Source organism: Priestia sp. AB (genome assembly GCF_028369225.1).
Classification (GTDB): domain Bacteria; phylum Bacillota; class Bacilli; order Bacillales; family Bacillaceae_H; genus Priestia; species Priestia megaterium.
Genome location: NZ_JAQMYN010000010.1, coordinates 95,825 through 115,816, shown reverse-complemented (window position 1 = coordinate 115,816; position 19,992 = coordinate 95,825). Strand labels below are relative to the sequence as shown.

Genomic DNA, 19,992 nt, shown 5'->3' with positions numbered 1-19,992 from the left:
ATAGATCAATTATAAAAGAGGAAATGCAGATACCGTATGACAAGAACGCACGTCTACATTACGCTTTAATACCGAATCTAAATTCAATCTCATACTTTAAAATTTCTGCACCTCGTGGGCTTAATACAATTCCTTTTGCATATTCCCTGTTTTGTGAAGTGACTTTCCCTGTGATTATACATTCATTTTGAGCTTTGTATTTCTGAAGAATAATGTGATTGCCATCAACAAATATTTCTACAGGATCCTTTTCCTTGATAGCAAGAACCTTCCGTAACTCTATTGGGATAACGATACGACCCAACTCGTCTACCTTTCGTACAATACCCGTTGTTTTCATACTTTTCCCAACCTCCAAATATATAATAAAGGACATAAACTCTAGATATCCTCTTTTATAGAGTTTAATTTTTGTTGCATCAACTCTTTATTCTTATGGACAAACGAAGGGATTTTGTTTTCTCTTCTTTTTTCAGAAAGTAATTTAGTATGAGAATAAATAGTTGCACAAATTACTTAATACTGTCCCTTTGCATTTCTGCTACTGTGTCTTTTAAATTGTTCTTTCACATACGTACACGTACGCTCATGTTCATGGGAAAAGAAGTGATCTTTTTTATGGTACACTTTTACTCCACAAGATGGACAAGCAAAGAAGCCAATTGTTATCTCTCCCGGCACCTCATGTGCATAAAACTCACCAATTGCTGTAAACATTACTATATGATCAGCTTTTTCGGTTTTGGCTCTCATTCCTATTCCTCCTTACCCATATTTTTCATCTACTTCTATGATAAGGGCTATATGGTAAGAACACAAAAAATAAGCAGCATCCCGTGTTCTGACACGAGATGCTGCTTATTCTTCAATTGCTTTTTAACTTGTACCCTTTAAATTTGTAGCCATATATCCTTGTAAGATCAACGAGACTTTTATAAGAATACGTAATGGCAACCGGTGTGCCTAATTGGACTTTATCATAAAGCATTTCGATGTCTGCATTATGCATTCTCACGCAACCTTGACTCACGTATTTTCCAATGCTGCTTTCATTGTTATTGCCGTGAATGCCGTATGTATCACCATACGTACCGTTTGCATTAAACCCTAACCAACGTTTTCCTAACGGATTGCGAGAATCGCCCCCAGGAATATGTCCTGTATAGTAAGGACGGTTTTTAATTTTGTTCACAACTTTAAAAAAGCCAACAGGTGTTTTATCCCACGTTTTACCCGTTGCTACTGGATCAACGATTTCAATATAGCCATTGTGAAAATAGGCAAGCTTGTTGTAGTACTTGTTAATAATAATCAAATCTTGATTCGCTGGCTTACTTGCTGCTTCTGTTTTCCCCTGATTTACTCCACATAATGCAACCATTAATAATGTAAGAATGGTCATCGATTTAATAAACATGTTCTTCATAAAAGCTCTCCTCTTTTTTATATTTTTATAAGAAACGAAAAAAGCACCTTCCAATTAGAAAGATGCTTTTTCGTCACAATCATTTATAAATAAAAACATCACGATCTACATAATCAACATAATCTTGAAAAGCTTTTTTATCAGATGTAACAAACTTTGTTTTTAGCACCACGCCTGGAATAACAGAAGATGTACTCACTCCTCATCTTCTCCCGTCATATCTTGAATAAATCCATTGATTGTTTCAATTGCCACTAAACACCTTTCCATCATCTTTATGTTTCGATCAATGAGACGTTCTAACTCTGCTTCACGATCTTTTTGTTCTTGAAAAACAGCCAATGTTTCAATCTGACCTTTTAAAAATTCTTGCCGAGAAATCTTTTTTTCTTTTGCGATTTTATCAATTTTTTTTAGTGCAACTGGATCAACATATCGTATTTTAATTTCCATTTTATCCGACCTCTCTTTTGTAGTAGTGCTCTTCCCCCTGAAAAGAGAGAAGAGCATAAGGGGTTTTTGCCCCCACCATAGGTGTGGGGCTAGGCAGAGCCTAGCAAAACCGTGGGTACAAGAAAACCGGTTGAATGTGAACCTACTGTTGACCTACCACCTGCCATGTGAACCTACGGTGAACATGAAAAACTAATGATGTAAACCTACTGTGAACCTCAAAAAAACACATGTTGACCTACTGTCAACATGTGTTTCTTCACTTCATGCCTAAATCTTGTTTCTTTTCATTCATTTTTTTCATCTTTTCACTTAAAGTTTTCTGCTTATAGTGATGAAGCTGAATGCTTTGACCATCAAAGTGAATCTTTTATATCCTTGTTTCTGTTTCTCTATTCTTTTGATACAAATTAAAAGCATGTACTTTTCAAATTGAAAACATCTCATTAATTCACTAAATAACTTTTTAAAATTTCATTATTATCCTAATATATAATTAAACAATTAGATTTTCTTTTTGCTGCTGCACGAATCTAACTCTAATTTTTTTAAACCCAAGTTAATCATCACTAATTTAGACTAAAATGAATTAAAATTAACTCAACAGAAAAGAAGTTTAATTTAATTAAAATAAAGCATATTAATTTATCTGATTAAAAGCCATCGAATCTATGCTTTTTTACATTCAATTAGTAATTAATTGATTTAAACTAATTCCAATTAGATGTATACAGAGTAAATGTGCAAGTACAAGCTGACTCTACTAAAGTAATGTTCATTCAAGTAGTAATAACTAATCCAGACTCAATTGAGTCTGGATTAGTTATTACTACTTTGCAAAATAAGGAAAAATTATCCTTCAGAAAAGATCATTTTCTGAGTATAGAGAGAATAAAGCCCTATGTTAGATTTATTATAGTTTCGTGGACACGATTTAATTAAGTCCCTTTAATAATTTTTGAGAGAAGGTGTAGAAAATGAACATAAGTGGAAGAAAATAAAATGATGACTTTAAGAAAACGATTATGTATTTATATCATGCTGGAAACTTGGTTAAAGAATCAAGCAGCGAATATGATGATCAGAAGTAACAATTTATAATTGCGTGAATGTATTAACATCTTTTAATGCAAAGGAAAGCTCTCTAATACCTAGAGAATTAGCTAAGATTCTTCAGAAAAGCTCTGGCTAAAACAAGAGCTAGATATTCAAAAAAAGGCTATGGTCATATTCACGAAAAAGTAAAGCACATTCTAGCGCTTCAAAAATTTATCAAACCTCTCTAAACAATGGGTGCCTGAAATTAAGTATGTCCCTATGATATGAGGTGGTTGGTGCTGTTTAGCGTCCTCATTAAATTCACACTAAAGAAATTGTGTGCTATTTTTTCTCATTTAATCCCATCAGAGTTAATCATTTAATCCCATCAGAGTTAATCATTGAAGCACTTCAAAAAGCTTATACTGCTCAAAAGCCCTGAAAGGGCCTACCTATTCGCAACGATTTCGGTTCACAATACATAAGTGATGAATTTACTCAGCATGTGCACAAATACGAAATAAAGCATCTTTTCAGCCAAAAGACTGCTTTTATGATGATGTCTCCATAGATATGTCTCACACCATATTACAATTATCTAAACAGAATCGACAGTAGTCTCAGCTATTAAACTCCTCAATAGATTGAGGATCAAATGAGAAGAATAACTTAACACACAACTTTTTTGTTTCTAAATTATTGATTTAAATTCGATAGTTCAACTTAAGATTAACTTAAAATCAAATTATTGCACACAACCTTATTTTAGTTTAACTTAAAATGAAATAAGTCAAACTAAATTAAAAAGGCAATAAAGAGCCGTTTAATTAAAATGCAATTAAGTTGCATTTAGTTGAACTTAATTGCATTTTAATTAAACTTATTGTAACATTTTAAAAAACTATAAATCCATTTATAGTTTTTAAAGGATTCAGTTCAAATTTAATTGAACTACATAACGTAAAATATAATAAATCTAATTCAGTTAAGTGTAAAATCTGCTAGAATAATAAAGACAAGCTTCAAAATAAGTAGCATTTAATTAGTTAAGACCAATTAAGTTAGACTTAATTAAGTTATTAAAAATATGCCATATGAGAGGATACTAACTCAGTTAGATTAATTCGTTTGTGAAGGAGGTACAATTATGAGCGAAGAAACAATGGTTATTTCAGAAGTTGCTAGAAAATTTAATATAGAAAATCATCAATTACGGGACTGGTGCGAAGTCGGGTTAGTACGACATAAAAGAATTGGAAGAATAAGATACATATTTACTGATGAAGATAAAAAAATTGAAAAGATTATTGAACTAAAAGAGAAATTCGGAAAACATGCACCAAATGAAATGATTCGTGAAGAATTAATTAAAGCAAATTTAATGAGCGAAGAACAAACAAAAATTATTAACAAAGATTTAGAGGAAGAAGATACAAACGAAAACTCCTTTAAAGAAGCATTTTTATTACTTGCTAAAAAAATAGAAGAAATGGACAAAAAAATGGAAAAGAAAGAACAATTAACGCTTCCATCGGAAAATTTGGCAGAAAAAAAAGATGTTATAGAGATAAAAGAACAGATGAATAAACTTGAACAAGACAATCAGCGTTTAAAAGAGGTGAATGATCAATTACTTAAAAAATTAGATTCTATCCATTCAGCCATGACCGAAATTCAAAAAGAACAAGGAAAAAGCATATGGAAAAGAATGTTCACAAAATAATAAAACAGCTTCTAATTACTGGCCAGTAATTAGAAGCTGTTTTATTATTTTTGTAGCAGTTGTCAGAGAGAGTTCTCTTAATACCTTCAATAATAAATTCATTTAAATATAGATAGGATTTTCACCTCATAAAAGATGTAAAACTAAATCTTTTGAGATATATTACTAATTTTTATTGAATTATGAGATTAATTAACGCTATAATAAAACTAACAAAAATGACCGGAATAGAAAAAAGACTTCAACTGTTTAAGACGTGTTGGTAGCACTCTTAAACCGTTCCCCCTAAAGACGGTAGGGAAAACACTTGTCGAAGTCTCTTGTTAATAGAGTTAGTTTTTCTATAAAATAAAACTTATGCTTTTATTTTATATGAAATAGCTATCTATTTCAAGGGCTTAGTTCATCAAAATCAAGACATTGTTTTCCTTTTTCCAGGGAAACAGTGTCTTTTTTGTGTTCCTTAAAGGAGAAGATGAACAAATGACAAAAATATTAACCTGCTATTTAAGAGATGTAGACACCTTCAACGGACGGTTTAAGTGGTTATGGAAGAACAAATCCACACTTCGGAAAAAGAAAGAAGAGTTTTTAGAAATTATTCGTACTCATTATAAACAGAACCAATCAGCTATACATAAAGAATTTCCTAAAAAAAGAATGGAAATGCTCGATCATGTCATCTATAACCTTGTGGCTACAGGCATCCAAGCCATTCGTTCTGAAACACTCATGAAGAAATTTAAAGTTTCTAAAAGTACGGTTTCTCGTTTTGTACGTTCGTTAAAAGCGACACCTTTTATACTTGTAGCACGTTACATTAAAGAGGATGCAACAGGTACTCACCCTGATAGCTATGTATTTATTCTTAAAAGCCATAAGAACTTTAATCGGATTTGCGATGAAATCTTTTTTGCCCATGATACAACAGGGATACAAACGGTCCATCAAGAAGAAATGACAACTCCTGTGACGCTTCCTGTGATGTATCCAGAAAGTGCTGAAAACGTTGATACACCAATCTTAAGGGCTGATAAATTACCTGGTGCCTTTATTAACCTTGATTTACCTGTAAATCATATAAATAATCATTTAATGTCTGCTTCACAGTCATTTACCTATATCAAAGGTGTTCCTAAGAAAGTCAATCAAGTCTACGCAGGTAAGTATGGTCATCAATTAAAAGACTTTTATGCTCGCATTCAAAATGCTGCAAAAACGGTTAAACGAGATACAGAGATTGATATTACCAAAAGGCAAGTACATGAAATTGCGTATTCAACCATTGTTGGATTAGATAAATATGTGCATAAAGCTAATCATAAAGGACAACCTTTAACCTTAGATAATATGTGTCAGTTACTCTACAAAATTGCGAAAAACCAATTCTACCAGTTGATTGATCCTGGAAACGAGGATTATTCACCAGTATATCCAACTGAGGAGAAAGTTATACATAAAAAAGAGTCATCTACAAAATTGTTTACACCAAAGCGTATTATCCGTAAAGAAATTGTTCCGGATTGGTTAAAAGCTAAGCAAGGTCAAGAGAAGGGTAAAGAAAAAGCAGAAGTACCTTTAAGTCAAAAGTTAAAAATAATTGAATTAAAGCAGAAATTAGGACAAGAGCTTACAGAAGAAGAGGACTTCTTGCTGCAAGAACACTGCTCTACGTACAGTTCACTAGAAATGGCGGAACTGAAACAAGATTTAGGACAAGCATTAACACCTGAAGAGCAGGAATTGTTGCATCAACATGCTAAATTAAAGGAACCAGCTTCTTAATTTTTAAACATAACTAAAGCACAGCAAGGACTTTCACTATTTCTAACGTATTCAGTGTTTTAAGAGAGGACTTGGCAGGATTTGAACCTGCAAGACGCCAAAGTTGTATAGTGTAATACGACTGGCTGCTCTGCCATTGAGCTACAAGTCCACACTACAAGTATGCACATAGTCTTTATTTATATGTACGATAGGAAAAAATATAAAAAGTGAAGAAATCCCTTAGAAGCCAAATTATCGTTAGGATATATTTATTTAGATCACTGTTCTAAATAAGAAATAAATCTATATCTACGCAGGAGGAGCACATTATGCCACATAAAATTACGTTAACTGGATCAGCCACAGGACCACTACGAGAATACGATCGCTATGTTGCCTTTGATATGCGTGAAAAAGGGTCACCATCTGCGCCTAAAGGCTTGAAGAAGAGTACGTTTATTTCGTACACGGTATTTGTTGCAAAGAAGGCTTTTAACAAAACAGGTCTCACGAAAAAAAGTATTATGCATGAAAAGATCTTAATTCAAGGAGAACCAACTTTAGACATTCCAATTGATGAATGCCCTGGTGAAGTAGGTGTAATCTGCTTCCAGATTACCGTTCTCCCCAATAAGAAAGACAAAGAAGACAATAAACCAAACGATAAAAAAGAGGCCAAACAAGAGGCTTCTGCAGCGCAGCAAGAAGTTGCTGCTACCAAACAGGAAGAAAAACCGGCACCTACTTCACAACCTGCAGCAAATGAAGAGAAGAAAGCTGAAAAAGTACAGACAGAAGTGAGGGAGACACCTGTTCAAGAGAAAAAGGTGGAGCCACAAAAGAAACAAATAACAAATCAGCCAAAAGGGACACAGGATCTTCTAAGTTTCGATGAAATTATCGTACCTGAAGAGTTCTTAAGGACACGTCCAAACCCTGAAAAAACACAAAAGGTCATTGATTTTGTAAAGCGTACAGGGCGCCTGGATGAGCCATTAACGATTGAAAAAGGATCGAATATCTTGAAAGATGGTTACCGTCGTTATATTGTGGCCAAAACCGTTAAAATGGATAAAGTTCCAGTTATGTATGAATATCAGAAGTCGTAATGTATTTCCTTGAAGATGACCCAATGCAGGGAGAGCGATAACAGTGAGAATTGTGAAGAAAAGCATCATTTATCCATTACCACAGGACCAAGACATTGCAAAAATAGAAGGTTCTTTTCGCGTCCAATTGCCCAACGAGTATAAGGAATTCTTGAAACACTATCACGGATGTACAGTAAAAGATTCTACACCCTTAACTACAATCAATAAGAGAAGCCAAATTGAACGTTTTTTAGGTATTATTGAAAATTTCAGTGAGCCTCCTTATGGGGTGTATGACATTGGTTGCTGCGAAACCTCTTTAGGAGAACAAGGGCGGAATTTCTATGGTGAAGATCTTATTGGCTCTGAATTAATTCCGATTGCGAAGCTAGCATGGGGAGATTATTTGTGTTTGAACTTTCACTATAATAAAAACAATCCGTCTGTTGATTTCCTAGACTACGAAGAATCATATGAGTGTGAACCAGCTACATCAAAGATTGCTGAGACCTTTCAAGAGTTTTTGAGTATGTTATTATCTAAGGATACGAAATAACAGAAAATGCTATTTCGTAATGAGATTATCTACTCATTTTGATTTTCAATCATAAAAGAGGAAGTGTCGACATGAAAAAGTGGCTTTGGATCATGTTATCATTTGGAGTAATTTTTCTTGTATTTGTCATGAATCATTTCTTGGATAAAAGCCAACAACAGCCAAACATGATACGTAGCGTCTCACTTACAACCAGCACATCTCCTAATCAACGAAACATTGTTGAAGTAAAAAAGATGTATAAACAAACCACTGATTACTTTGATTATGAGCAAAAACAAAAGGCTGATTCTCTTAGAATGTACTATGGACAACCTGGAAGCACTCTTAACCAATATAAAGAGCTTCAAGGAATTCAACCTTCTATGATTCATGACGTTAATGTACATTGGAAAAGTGAGCAAAATGTCATCATCAATATCATGAAAACGAATCTACAACATAAAAACAAGGTATACAAGCGCTTTAAATATAACCTTAACGAGATGTAGGATTTGGATCTATGGGTTTACGTGTCTTCATCGCAGCTCTTATGTATGGTCTTACAATAGGAATAGTTGCTATCATTAGCTTTTTTATGGTGGCTTTCCGCCAGGATAAGCGAAGTTTACACGATTAGATAGCAACTACCTATGTGAAACGTGTAGAGCCTATCAAAGTAGAGAGCTATAACCTTACTTAAAGCCTTTTTCAAAAGAGCAATGTTATATATTCAATAACCCTATTATTTCTATTCTTTTACATTTCAAAAAGGAGAAACTTATATGAAAAAATCAACACCTTGTCCAGGGTGTCAAAACCTATTACAATTGAGCATTTCGAAGATTTTTCAAGTCCTTTTACAATGAAATGCCCGCATTGTCGAGAAAAACTGAAGGAAACCAAGGTGACCCCGTGGTTATTGTTATTAGCTGTTATTATGTTTCCTTTACGGTTTACCTAGGAATTACGGTTAAAAGTTTCTTGTCCGGCCATTTTCCTGTTGTTGAAAAGATCCCAACTATGATTGTATTTATGGCTTTTTGTTACCCTGTGTATGCCTTATATGAAGCTTATAATGCCGTTATTGTCTTTAATAAGGGAAATTTACAACTAAAAAAACCTAATTAATCTTTTATCTCTTTTCTATGAATATGTCTTTAGTAATATCAATACTAGAGACATGTATTTTATTATTAGTGGATAAATATAAAATATTTTATATTTTTTACCTTCCTCTTCAATCATGTTATCATCATCTGAGGAGCTATTTAGATAGATAAAGTGTTAATTTACAAGAAGGGGAGAAATATAAAGTGGATCAAGTAACAAAACCAGCAGGATTTTGGATGCGCCTATTAGGAAATCTGTTAGATGGCATTATTGTAAGTATTCCTTTGGGGCTTATTGGCTTTCTTATTACAGGAGACTTTGATCGTGAAGATCCCATTACATCACTCATAGGTTTCATCTATGCGGTTGCTGTACCTATTTTATGGTATGGATATACTATAGGGAAACGAATTGTTGGAGTTAGAATTGTCAAAGTCAATGGAAAGAAACTTGGGGTTGGAGCAATGCTATTAAGAGTTCTTGTAGCCGGCATTGTTTATGGTATTACATTAGGTATTGCGTTAATTGTAAGTGTGTTCATGGTGGTTTTCCGTAAGGATAAAAGAAGTCTTCATGACATGATGGCAGGCACGTATGTTACATATGCAAAACCAGGTAAAATAGAGGATAAACAAGCATTTATAGATTAATACCCAATCTACAATAGAATAAATTGTAACTTATTACCTTTTGTCATTCCAGATACAGGTAGCAAATTGGGATGGTTGCCATATTCAATAGGAAAGATACTTTTGATAGAATAATATGGAAAGTTAAACTTTCATTTGCAATACCGAATACCCTCTGTTTCTAATCTAATATTCGGGACTATTTAAAAATCCTACGCCTCAGTGTGTAGGATTTTTTCTGTGTGTCACCTGCCCTGTATAGGTACTTCTACGCTATATATAAGAAAATTTTTAAAAAGGTGAAGAGGATAACTGTAAATTATTGAACATACTTATTACTTTCTTCTTTGGTTATCCATACAAGTAGTTCTTTTTCCTTGGCATTTAAATGTCGATCTAACCGTTTTTCAAAATCAGAGACTAATTCTGCGAAACGAGGACTATTTTCCATTTACATACCTCCTGTGTCATTTTTATTATAAAATATATAAAGATATATTTTATATGAATCTTTATGCTTGTTTTTCGTTACCTAAACTCTTTCCACTCCCCAGAATTTTTTAATCATATTTACAACAAAGACCGCCCATTATGTATCAGTTTATAAGGTGGTCTTAACTGTATTCATGCTATATGTTTATGACCAAAATATCGACATTATTCTAAAAAGACGTCAGCTAAAAAAGGCTATTGCTAAAATAGCTGCGACACAAGCTAAATAGACACTCCCATTCCAATCCCTCTTTTCTTTTTCATTCACTGCATAGCTATTATAAGAACCTTCAATTGGTTCTATTTTAAGTTTTCGTTGTAAGGCTACTTCTTTACCTGAAATCAAGTCTAATTCCTCCATTGTTGGATAGTCGTAAGGTAGGAACCGTCCTTGTTCGTCTCTCAATCTGTTGCTGACGTCTCGTGATACATGCTGCCTTTTCTCTGGTAGAAGACTGTTGATTGGGTTGAATAGCTGTTCCTGACATGGATTGGCCATCTGTTGATGTTCTAAGTAACGTAAAAGCGCTTGTAGACGTTCCTTTTCGCTCAAGGTTATCATGTTTGCCTGCTCCTTTCTCTTCGATGTTGGGCTCTTGTTCTATCCATAACGGGTGAGAAGAAGGCTGCCATGGAGAGGAGGGGAGAGGGGCGTCACTCATTTTATACTGATTCATTAATGCTAAGAAAATAGGGTTATGCGCTGCTGTAAAAAGCGCACACCTCATAATTTGGTTTCGGTCTAATTCGGTAGCGTGAAATAGACTATCTACATATGTACGATAAATAGAATGATACCGCACGGTTGGTCGATAGGTTTCTATGTGATTTTTCGGCTTCTTATTTTTCTTCATACGCGTTTTTCTCTTTCAGGATGACCTCTAACATCTGCTTACCTTCTAACGTTAAATAGACGTCTTTTCGATTCAATAACGAGATTGCTAATTCTTTTGTCATACTACTCTCTCCAGTCCTGATGATTTAAGGTGACGTCTCTTTTTAACGTCTTAATAAATGATATGAGCTGATGCTTGTCCAATATGTGCAAAAGAATGAAATAAAGTGCAAAAGAATGTATATCTTGTTTTTTAAATGGGCAGTATGATAACAAAAACAGGAGTGGTAAAGTTGTGGTGGAAAAATCCAAAGAGGAGCAAATTCGGAAAATTTCTAGATCGGGAAGGTATCACACAAAATGAATTTGCTAGCGAGAGTAAAATATCTAAACGAACAATTTCTACTTTGTGTAATGACTCTACATACGAACCTAGCCCTAAAACACTAAAGAAAATTATGTTAGGTGTAAAGAAAATAGATAAAAGTAAACAGCCTCATGATTTTTTTGATATATAAGTAGAAAATGCCCTAACAATCTTAGGAATGATATGTAAATGTTTTATAGAATTTAACGTAGCATAAAGAAACCACTTGTTATATACGAGTGGTTTCTTTAAATTTTAGAATAACTTCTACTGCTTTTTTATATCCTCCTGCTTCCCTTAAAGACTTTCCAACTAAAGAACTCTTATCCTTAAATGAAGCGTTTGATAGTACTTGTTCTGTTGTGTTTCGTTTCGTAATGTAGGAGCATCTAGGTTCAAACGATTAAGTTGTAAACCAGCTCCTAACTTTTCAATTTGATTAGCAACTATTGGTTGATCCCCCCTAACAGGAATGACAACAAGAGGAACTCCAAAGTAAAGTGCTTCACTAGAACTATTCATTCCACCGTGCGTGATAAAAACATCTGCTTGCTCTAATATTTCTAATTGAGGTACATATTGATGCACTCTAAAATTGGAGGGAATATCATCAAACTGATGAATATCCGTCTGCTTTCCTACTGCTAGTATAACGGTATGGGGGCTTTTCCTAAATGCTTCAAAACATGTTGTATATAATTCAGGTTGCTGATTAAATACGGTTCCCATGGAGATAAAGATAAGTTTAGTATCATGCTGTACTTTAAATGGAATGTGCTCTATATCGTGACGTTTTGCAATAGATGGCCCAACAAAAATAAAAGACTCATCAAATTCTTCAGCATTAGGTTGATAGAACTTCGAGGTGTATACAAGGGTGATATCGCCAGGGCATGTCATAAGATTTTTTTTATTAGTAAGAATCACGCCATACTTATCTTTCCATTTTGTTTTAATCTCTTCAATCTCTTGATACTTTGGAGAGGTTTTATCCATTTCTCCTCTATTTTGCATAAGAGTGGAGAAGATTTCTTGATTAATAGCAAATGTTGTACAAGAAGAAATTTTGGGTAGATTTAAAACATCAGCAATAATCCACCCTGCAGCAAAGTTATTGTCATAAATTACGTAATCGTATTTCTCATCTCTTACTTCTTTTAAAACCTTCTCTACGGTTGCATCCATGGCTTTCTCCATATACAACAGCATTTCAAGAGGGTCTATTTTTTCATTTACTCTTTTTGTGATATGGCTAGGCGTTAGAAAATTTTCGTAAGGTCGAAACAATGCACCCGTTTTCTCTATTTTAGTTTTATATTCTTCTACACAATAATATACGACCTCCTCACCTTGCTTTATCAATTCTTCTACCAAGGGAATTGTAGGATTAATATGACTTTCTCCAGGAAAATTAAAGAACAAAACTTTCCCCATCTAATTCCCTCCTTGTTCAAAGATATTTACTACCTTCAGATTTTACTATATGCGTAGCTTTCCCTTAGTTTAAAGGCAGAATGACATTTATTAAATGGATAAAATAAATAAGAATTAAACTTTCCGTTTCTTCATTGCTCTTAATTAAGGTGTAAGCATCACTACATGAATTTCTTACGTTAAGGTAAAAAATATCCTTTATTGAGTGTTATGTATACAAACAACTCCACCCTGGCTATAGATGCTGTGAAGTATTAGAAGGAGAAGATTCTTACAAACGGAAAAAGGAAGAATAGATATCCATTCTTCCTTCAGCCTTCATTATAAAGTTTTATTAGAAACGTCCGCCGCCAAGTTGTTGCTCAGCTATTTGTACAAGACGTTTTGTGATTTCGCCACCTATTGATCGGTTTGCACGTGCAGTTGTATCAGCACCAAGGTTTACACCAAATTCGCTAGCGATTTCATATTTCATTTAATTGATTGCTTGTTCAGCACCATATACTAATCACAGAGGAGAGTTCCGCCCTCGACGAAAAAAATTATAGAAATAGTATTGAAAGCAACAATCTCATATTGAAATGTCATAAGATTGCTGCTTTTTCTGGAAATATAGCCGTAGACTTATATATTTTCTTTTACAAACCGCCCTGTTAACCCTTATTATGGAAATAAACTTAAAATAAGGTGGGAGATACTTTTATGAGAGCAAAGATTGAAAAAGCAAACCATGTAGTTATGTTCAAATCAAATGGTGAATTTTATGCGCATGAAGTGACTCAAGGTGTTAAAGTCGGTTTCTATGCCTGTCCCTCTTGTGGAGTAAAAGTTTATCATAAACAAGATCATTTCTTTTCTCGTGAACACGAGCGCACATGTAGTTATGTACAAGAGCAAATTAAGAAGAAATTTTGAACTTATATCTTGAGAGCTGATTTATAAACTTCTTATAGGTTAATTTATACATTTATAGTATAATATGAAAGTTATGCTTATGAGTATATAAAAGGAGAGTCAGCATGAGAGGACTAAGTACATTGCGAAAGATAGATGCAGTAGGACGTATAGTAATTCCCATTGAACTCAGAAAGGTACTGGATATAGGTAAAGACGACTCAGTAGAGATTTTATTGGAAGAGGATCATATAGAAATAAAGAAATACAAAGAATGTAACGAATGTGTAATTACAGGTGAGATAACAACCGAAAATCGTAAATATGCAAATAACCTGGTTCTAAGTCCGTCAGGTGCAGAAATATTGTATAAAGAAATAAAAGATAAGAAAAAAGCCTTTGAATCTTAGATTCTAAGGCTTTTTTAGGTGGAATTATTTTTTATGTTGTATACTTTCTAACCAATTTTGTACAGAAGAACCTAGGTTAGTGGCCCCTACTTTTAATTCATCCATAATATAAGAAATTAAATTGTGTAAACTGTACTCTTCCTTATACGGATTGTTTTTATTGATGAATTTTAATACCTCTTTTAATTCCTTTAAACGTCCCTGATCCAATTCTTCTTCCAAATGTCGAGTCATGTACTCATCTACAAAATCAGAATTCCTGATGCTCGCTTCAATTAAGAAAGATGCTGCTAATGCAGGAGAACAATCTAAAGCATAGGCTAAACGTTTTAGAACATCATACGTTTCTCCGTGTCCATCTTTTAAGCGAGTAGAAACACGTTCTTTTTCTATGTTTTTATATAACTGTCTAATTGGCTCTTTGGACATATCACCCATATACACTGTACTGCCACAGCTAAATCCTCTTCTGAAATAATTTGATAAGTAGTCCATAACTTTTGAAGAAGTAAGACCTGATATACAAATTGATTCAACTACATTTTTTACAGGGGTATTTGTAATGTAGGATAATCGATAAATACATTCTTTAAGATCAATTGGAAGTGATGGCTTTACATCTCGTTTTTTGTCACTTCGAATTCTCCTCTTCTTCTCTTCTACTCTCACACAATCACTCCTAAAATCTGAATTTATCTCTAGGACAATGACTTTCTGTACATACCTAAAACATATATATGGCAGGGGAGGGAAGAGCATGTATAATTTTTTTGGATATTGGAAAAAACTTATAATAGTAGAACATGAGAGGAGTCTTTTGTATGAAAATGACGAAAGAAGAAGCAGAAGAAATCGCAAAAAAAATAAAAGAAAACTCTAATAAGTACGGATTACCTGTAAAAAAAAAGAAAAATGCTAGTACAACTTAAAAGGGAATATATAAGAAAAGGTTCTCGATTTAATAAAAAATATAAGATTTATATTTTCCTACTATAGTACGCAATAACATTTAGTACGCTGCATAATAAAGATAAAATAAATATAAGCTAACTCAATTACAATAAACTTCAAATTAGAAGTGCTGATAATGAGGAAATTAAAAAAGGGACTGCCTCACAAATTAATTTGTGAGGCAGTCCCTTTTTTAATTATGATTATTGGTGACGTAATTTATCAATTTCTTCTGGTGTAAGGTTTGTGAATTCAGCGATTGTTTGGGTATCTAAACCCTTTTGAATCATACTTAAGGCCACCTTTATGATACCTTTCTTTTCGCCTATTTCTTCACCTATTTGTTTTCCTTTTTCTTCTCCAAGTTTCTCAGCTCGTTTTAAAGCTGACTTTTCATCTAATAATGCTTTTCTTCGTGCTTCATATGCTAGTAGCACTTCTGGATCTTGGCTAACACGTTCCCACTCGTCCATTGCTTTCTTTAATACTTGATCTTCTTGCATCGCAATCTCCTCCAATACCTGAGTGATTTCTTCATCTTCGGATGCTTCAAGTAATAATAACCATCGCACAAGCTGATCTTCCCGTGGATCTACCTCTCTGTTACGCCATTTTATTAATAACTTAGGTAGCTCCATAAAGTGAATTTCCAGCATATCCGTTAAGAGTAATTTCTGCTCTCGCTCATATAACTGAAAGGTGGAGTGATACTCATGCATATGAGATAAATAACGGAAGTTCACAATGTTAATAGTAATGGTTTTACAAAGCTCTCCGTAGTCCATGCCTTCTTTCATTTGACTACTATACATTTTGGACCAGTAATAGAGCGTTCGTTTTTCCATGTCATGTTTGTTATTAAGCTGAATTTCAATATTAACTCGGCTTCCATCCTCTAACTGTGCGTGCACATCTAAAATAGAGCGTTTATCTTCTTGGTTTTCTTTATTAAAATGCGGATCTAATAACTGCACCGTCTGAATTTTTTTATCATCTGGAAAACGGAGTGCTGCGTTCAAAAAAGCAGCTAAAATAGATTCATTTCCATGTGTGCCAAATAGTGATTTAAATGCAAAGTCGACACGCAAATCTAATCGTTTTGTCATAATACCCTCCATCATTTCCATGTTTGTTATTAGTATACCATGACTGTACCGATTCCTTCTATCTAACACTTTAGGAGTAAATTTAGTACCAATACAGTATCTGTCATACCTAATTATTAATGTTCTTCAGACAAAGAAGTAAGGAGGGGATTTAGAATAAATAGAAGTACTCGTGCTGATTGCTATTGCTCATAAATAAAATCCTCTTTACCATTATTCTTTTAGTCCGATCAGGTTCTTTATACATATAGAAATACATTAAAAAATCAATAGACCATGTAAAGCAAAAAAGCCACTAGAATACCTAGTGGCTTTTTATTTTAAAAATCGCTATACTCTTCCAAATCATCGTCGTCTAAAGAACCAGATACTTGCTCTAAATCTGCAACCTTACCTTCTTTTAAGGTTTGACTTTCTGAAGGCTTGTCTTCTAACTCCTCTTGCTGGACTATAAAGCCATTAGCCTTAGCTAATTGTTTTAATTCCTTCAGTTCTGAATTGATATGTTCAAGAAGTTCTTCTGTTCTGTGACCTGAATCTACTTGGTCGGTAGATGAATGATGAAGGTCCCGAACAATTAAAGATGAAATATAGTCCCCTAATTTTCGAGACTTCGCATATTTTGCAAGTACGTCATAGACTTCATCACTCAACTGGTTGGTTTTAATCGTAAAGGCATTTTGACGCTCTGACATGGTTATCACCTACGCTGTTAGGATTTAACGGCTTTCTTCTCGGCTTGTTTTTTTTGAAGATAACCGATGCTTCGGATTTCTAGGCCAAATAAGTTTAAGTGACGGCTATCTGCTGGTACTTTATGATATTTCTCTGTACGTTCTTCGCCAATTTTTTCACTCATGCTTGTCATAATCGCTACTTCTAGTGTGGGAGCGACACCACCACTATATACGTATTTACGAATTTTATTTGCCGGTGGTGGGGCCACATCATTTAACTTCGCTAGTAAAATTTCCACATACTCTTTTAAAGAGGATGTAATTTGAGCTGTTAAATCAGTGGATGCGCCTGTGTTTTCATTTTTTAACTCGAATTTTTGTTTACTATAGTTATCTAAAATGAATTGATCAAAAGCACGTAAATCGGTAAACAGCTCTGGGAACTTCTCTTTACGTAACTTATCAATATGAGCTAAATAGGGAATACCCTCGATACTTTGGAATGATTCACGGCTATTCGCAGCCTTTAATCCTTCCGGTAAAATGACGACATCAATCGAGCCACCACCGATATCAACCATCACGGTTTCACATTCCACATATTCATTGGCATCTTCACGGTCTTGAAGTGTTAGGTCTTTCTTTAACGCAAAGCGCGCGATTTCGCCTTCTTTCAGGCAAGCACTTTCGTCCACAGCTACTTTTAATTCTTTTTCAAACCCTGGAGTATGAATACGGAATGTATGGTCACCTAGGAAGCGAGTAGCCATGGCTTTTTGAGCTTCGCCAAACGTACTTTCTTTTTTTAGTAACCAAATTGGTAACATCGTAGAGAAGTAGTCAATCTCGATGCTATTATCTTTATGATCTTTCGCATGCAACGCATGGTAGTATGCAATGGCAGCTAGAAATGTCACATAAGGAATATGGCTTGTAATTTTGTTATGTAAACGATTGATGTGGTTATTCGCAAGTTGTTGGCTTGCTGCGATGTCACCAACTAAGAAATAGCGTTCTTTCTCTTCGTCACCGATTGTTGTAGATAGTAAAATACGCTTCTTAAATTCTTCTGGTGCTGTCACAGCATCTGTAAAGAATGAATCAGCAACATCTTTTTGTAGTTCTACAACGTTGGTTGGGAAATCAAATAGGTATCCATCAATGATATTCATATCAACGGAATTTCCACAGTCTTTATTAAAACGTGAAATTTTCATGTTTATACACCTCATTTTTAAGTTGAACTTCTGTTGAACTCATTATACAAGAAGAAGGGCGAAAATTCAAGCCTTTAGTTCAACTTATTTATCTTCAAAAAAATACATATATCAACAATTATTTTTATCTAGTTGAACTTATTTTAAGATTAAAAATCTGAAAGTATGCGTAGGTTTTTTATAAAATAAAAAGAGAATTTTTAACACTCTAAAAAAATAAGAGAGCATACAGCACTTAGTTTTATCTAGATAACTGATATTTGCTGCAATAGAGCTACCTACATAAAAGGATATTCTTTATTTTGCTATTATGTGATTTAGAAGCTTAATACCTTAGAGAAAAACATTATATTTGTCGTCATTAAGTGTAAATGGTCAAACTTTAATAATATATTTTAGTATTTACTTAGAAGGTAAAAGAACTTAAATAAGGTTATTTTCAAAAAAATCGATCATAATATTTATTTTTAAAGTTATATGTATATGAATCTACAAATCTGGACAGACTAATAAAGTATTCCCCCTATTCCAAAAAATTTGAAAAACCTTTGCCCCTGTATGGAAAAGGTTTCTTTGTATGTAAATAGTTTTCAAAGTGCACATCTTCCAAAACTAACAGTAAGGTATTAACCTTAAAATCCAATTTTAAAGTTAATTATTAAAAATAAAAGCTTAAAATTATGGCACTAAATTAGTAAACGTTTACTTTATATTTATGGTATTTTTCATAGTTTTAACTGCTATGAAAGGTGTTAAAAGGGTGGTTTTTAATTTACTTTGTCAGAAAATAAAAATAATATTGACAATTAAGCGTTTTCATTTTATGATTATTTACGTAAACGATTACTATAAATTAAAAATTGACAAAGGGGATGTTTTTAATGAAAAACAAAGTAAAATGGAGTGGCGTATTTCCAGCAATTCTTATTCCATTTAAGGACGATTATTCAATTGATGAAGAGGGCTTTCGTTCTTTAGTTCGCTGGGTCGCAGGTCATGAAGGGGTTAATGGAATTGTAGTAAATGGTCATACAGGGGAAATTATGACTTTATTGCCTGAAGAACGTGCAGAGGCCGTACGAATTGCAGCTGACGAACTAAAAGGTCGCATTCCTGTTATCTCTGGTGTTTCTGCAGAGGGAACAATCGAGGCTATCCAACATGCTCAAGCTGTAGAAAAAGCTGGAGGAAGTGGAATCCTTCTTATGCCTCCACATTCTTGGCTACGATTCGGGATGCAAGAAGAATCACCAGTACAGTTTTTTAAAGACGTGGCAGAAGCTATTAATATCTCAATCGTTGTTCACCAATATCCAACTTGGACGAAAACATCGTATACAACTAGCCAATTATTAGAAATGGCTGCTATTCCAAACGTTGTGTCTATCAAAGTTGGACAACGAGATATTGCACAATATGAAGTAGATATTCGAGCACTAAAAAAGAATGCGCCTGATGTTTCACTCTTAACATGTCATGATGAATACTTATTACCTACTTTAGTTCAAGGAATTGACGGTGCATTAGTTGGATTTGGTTGTTTTGTACCGGATCTAATCGCAGAACTAGTGAAATGCGTGAAAGATCAAGATCTAACGGCTGCTAATGCCGTGTATGATCGTATCTTTGAATTAAAGCAAGCTGTATATAAAATGGACGAGCCTTCTTCTACCTCTCATTTACGTATGAAGGAAGCAATGTATCAACGTGGATTAATTAGTAGTTCATTAGCAAGACGTCCAGTATTACCTTTAAAAGAAGAAGAGGTAGAAGAGATTCGTCAAGGGTTACTAAAAGTAGGATTACTAAGAGATGAAGTGAAAGCGTAATAAAT

At 33.9% G+C, this 19,992-nt stretch carries 21 protein-coding genes and 3 pseudogenes; 10 read left to right on the top strand and 14 right to left on the bottom strand.

Annotation, left to right across the window (positions count from 1 at the left end; all coding sequences use genetic code 11):
* Window positions 1-58: 58 nt before the first annotated feature.
* The 4 genes from POF52_RS24050 to POF52_RS24035 all read right to left on the bottom strand — a co-directional run bounded on the left by POF52_RS24050 (window position 59) and on the right by POF52_RS24035 (window position 1,879).
* Window positions 59-340, bottom strand: coding sequence for an AbrB/MazE/SpoVT family DNA-binding domain-containing protein (locus POF52_RS24050; RefSeq protein ID WP_271995522.1), 282 nt, complete (start codon window positions 338-340; stop codon window positions 59-61).
* A 176-nt stretch (window positions 341-516) separates the two neighbouring features.
* On the bottom strand, window positions 517-753 hold the full coding sequence (locus POF52_RS24045; protein ID WP_271995520.1) for a hypothetical protein: 237 nt from the start codon (window positions 751-753) through the stop codon (window positions 517-519).
* Window positions 754-865: 112 nt separating this feature from the next.
* Window positions 866-1,426, bottom strand: a complete 561-nt coding sequence (locus POF52_RS24040; protein WP_271995518.1) for a L,D-transpeptidase — start codon at window positions 1,424-1,426, stop codon at window positions 866-868.
* A 195-nt stretch (window positions 1,427-1,621) separates the two neighbouring features.
* On the bottom strand, window positions 1,622-1,879 hold the full coding sequence (locus POF52_RS24035; protein ID WP_271995516.1) for a hypothetical protein: 258 nt from the start codon (window positions 1,877-1,879) through the stop codon (window positions 1,622-1,624).
* 2,185 nt (window positions 1,880-4,064) lie between these two features.
* Here POF52_RS24035 and POF52_RS24030 point away from each other — a divergent pair.
* Window positions 4,065-4,640: a MerR family transcriptional regulator gene (locus tag POF52_RS24030; protein ID WP_029321043.1), complete on the top strand. Its 576-nt coding sequence runs from the start codon at window positions 4,065-4,067 to the stop codon at window positions 4,638-4,640.
* Between the two features lie 483 nt (window positions 4,641-5,123).
* Complete coding sequence (locus POF52_RS24025) at window positions 5,124-6,425, top strand: replication protein (RefSeq protein WP_271995504.1); 1,302 nt, start codon at window positions 5,124-5,126, stop codon at window positions 6,423-6,425.
* 66 nt (window positions 6,426-6,491) lie between these two features.
* Here the strand turns inward: POF52_RS24025 and POF52_RS24020 are convergent.
* Window positions 6,492-6,576, bottom strand: a pseudogene (locus POF52_RS24020).
* Window positions 6,577-6,736: 160 nt separating this feature from the next.
* Between POF52_RS24020 and POF52_RS24015 the strand changes: the two are divergent.
* The 4 genes from POF52_RS24015 to POF52_RS24000 all read left to right on the top strand — a co-directional run bounded on the left by POF52_RS24015 (window position 6,737) and on the right by POF52_RS24000 (window position 9,796).
* On the top strand, window positions 6,737-7,516 hold the full coding sequence (locus POF52_RS24015; protein WP_271995502.1) for a plasmid stabilization protein: 780 nt from the start codon (window positions 6,737-6,739) through the stop codon (window positions 7,514-7,516).
* Window positions 7,517-7,559: 43 nt separating this feature from the next.
* The gene (locus POF52_RS24010; RefSeq protein ID WP_271995500.1) at window positions 7,560-8,054 is read left to right on the top strand and encodes an SMI1/KNR4 family protein; all 495 of its coding nucleotides are present in this window, start codon (window positions 7,560-7,562) and stop codon (window positions 8,052-8,054) included.
* 71 nt (window positions 8,055-8,125) lie between these two features.
* Window positions 8,126-8,545, top strand: a complete 420-nt coding sequence (locus POF52_RS24005; RefSeq protein WP_176585756.1) for a hypothetical protein — start codon at window positions 8,126-8,128, stop codon at window positions 8,543-8,545.
* A gap of 804 nt (window positions 8,546-9,349) precedes the next feature.
* A complete protein-coding gene (locus POF52_RS24000; protein WP_271995498.1) occupies window positions 9,350-9,796 on the top strand; it encodes an RDD family protein in 447 nt (148 codons plus the stop codon).
* Window positions 9,797-10,094: 298 nt separating this feature from the next.
* Here the strand turns inward: POF52_RS24000 and POF52_RS23995 are convergent, their stop codons facing one another.
* From POF52_RS23995 to POF52_RS23985, 3 genes are all read right to left on the bottom strand, one after another.
* Window positions 10,095-10,226: a hypothetical protein gene (locus tag POF52_RS23995; protein WP_256656521.1), complete on the bottom strand. Its 132-nt coding sequence runs from the start codon at window positions 10,224-10,226 to the stop codon at window positions 10,095-10,097.
* 222 nt (window positions 10,227-10,448) lie between these two features.
* A complete protein-coding gene (locus POF52_RS23990; RefSeq protein ID WP_271995494.1) occupies window positions 10,449-10,613 on the bottom strand; it encodes a hypothetical protein in 165 nt (54 codons plus the stop codon).
* Complete coding sequence (locus POF52_RS23985; RefSeq protein WP_271995492.1) at window positions 10,600-11,121, bottom strand: hypothetical protein; 522 nt, start codon at window positions 11,119-11,121, stop codon at window positions 10,600-10,602. Before POF52_RS23985 ends, POF52_RS23990 begins: the two co-directional genes overlap by 14 nt.
* A 274-nt stretch (window positions 11,122-11,395) precedes the next feature.
* Here POF52_RS23985 and POF52_RS23980 point away from each other — a divergent pair, with 274 nt between their 5' ends.
* Complete coding sequence (locus POF52_RS23980) at window positions 11,396-11,620, top strand: helix-turn-helix domain-containing protein (RefSeq protein ID WP_034655635.1); 225 nt, start codon at window positions 11,396-11,398, stop codon at window positions 11,618-11,620.
* A 78-nt stretch (window positions 11,621-11,698) separates the two neighbouring features.
* On the opposite strand, the pseudogene POF52_RS23975 reads toward POF52_RS23980, so the two are convergent.
* Together POF52_RS23975 and POF52_RS23970 are read right to left on the bottom strand one after the other, a co-directional pair.
* Window positions 11,699-12,903, bottom strand: a pseudogene (locus tag POF52_RS23975) (macrolide family glycosyltransferase).
* A 334-nt stretch (window positions 12,904-13,237) separates the two neighbouring features.
* Window positions 13,238-13,387: pseudogene (locus POF52_RS23970) on the bottom strand (small, acid-soluble spore protein, alpha/beta type).
* 218 nt (window positions 13,388-13,605) lie between these two features.
* On the opposite strand from POF52_RS23970, the gene POF52_RS23965 reads away from it, so the two are divergent.
* Both POF52_RS23965 and POF52_RS23960 read left to right on the top strand, forming a co-directional pair.
* Window positions 13,606-13,818 carry a hypothetical protein gene (locus POF52_RS23965; RefSeq protein WP_271995488.1) on the top strand — a complete coding sequence of 71 codons (213 nt, stop codon included), beginning with the start codon at window positions 13,606-13,608 and terminating at the stop codon, window positions 13,816-13,818.
* A gap of 104 nt (window positions 13,819-13,922) precedes the next feature.
* Entirely contained in the window at window positions 13,923-14,207 is a 285-nt protein-coding gene (locus POF52_RS23960; RefSeq protein WP_074897707.1) for an AbrB/MazE/SpoVT family DNA-binding domain-containing protein, read from the top strand.
* Window positions 14,208-14,231: 24 nt separating this feature from the next.
* Here POF52_RS23960 and POF52_RS23955 read toward each other — a convergent pair whose 3' ends face one another.
* The 4 genes from POF52_RS23955 to POF52_RS23940 form a co-directional block, all read right to left on the bottom strand.
* Window positions 14,232-14,876: a hypothetical protein gene (locus POF52_RS23955; protein WP_271995486.1), complete on the bottom strand. Its 645-nt coding sequence runs from the start codon at window positions 14,874-14,876 to the stop codon at window positions 14,232-14,234.
* A 485-nt stretch (window positions 14,877-15,361) separates the two neighbouring features.
* Window positions 15,362-16,264 carry an Rpn family recombination-promoting nuclease/putative transposase gene (locus POF52_RS23950; protein WP_176585750.1) on the bottom strand — a complete coding sequence of 301 codons (903 nt, stop codon included), beginning with the start codon at window positions 16,262-16,264 and terminating at the stop codon, window positions 15,362-15,364.
* A gap of 320 nt (window positions 16,265-16,584) precedes the next feature.
* Entirely contained in the window at window positions 16,585-16,959 is a 375-nt protein-coding gene (locus tag POF52_RS23945; RefSeq protein ID WP_176585749.1) for a hypothetical protein, read from the bottom strand.
* A gap of 17 nt (window positions 16,960-16,976) precedes the next feature.
* Window positions 16,977-18,158, bottom strand: coding sequence for an Alp7A family actin-like protein (locus POF52_RS23940; RefSeq protein WP_271995482.1), 1,182 nt, complete (start codon window positions 18,156-18,158; stop codon window positions 16,977-16,979).
* An 881-nt stretch (window positions 18,159-19,039) separates the two neighbouring features.
* On the opposite strand from POF52_RS23940, the gene POF52_RS23935 reads away from it, so the two are divergent.
* Window positions 19,040-19,987, top strand: a complete 948-nt coding sequence (locus tag POF52_RS23935) for a dihydrodipicolinate synthase family protein (protein WP_271995480.1) — start codon at window positions 19,040-19,042, stop codon at window positions 19,985-19,987.
* The last annotated feature ends 5 nt before the right edge of the window (window positions 19,988-19,992 follow it).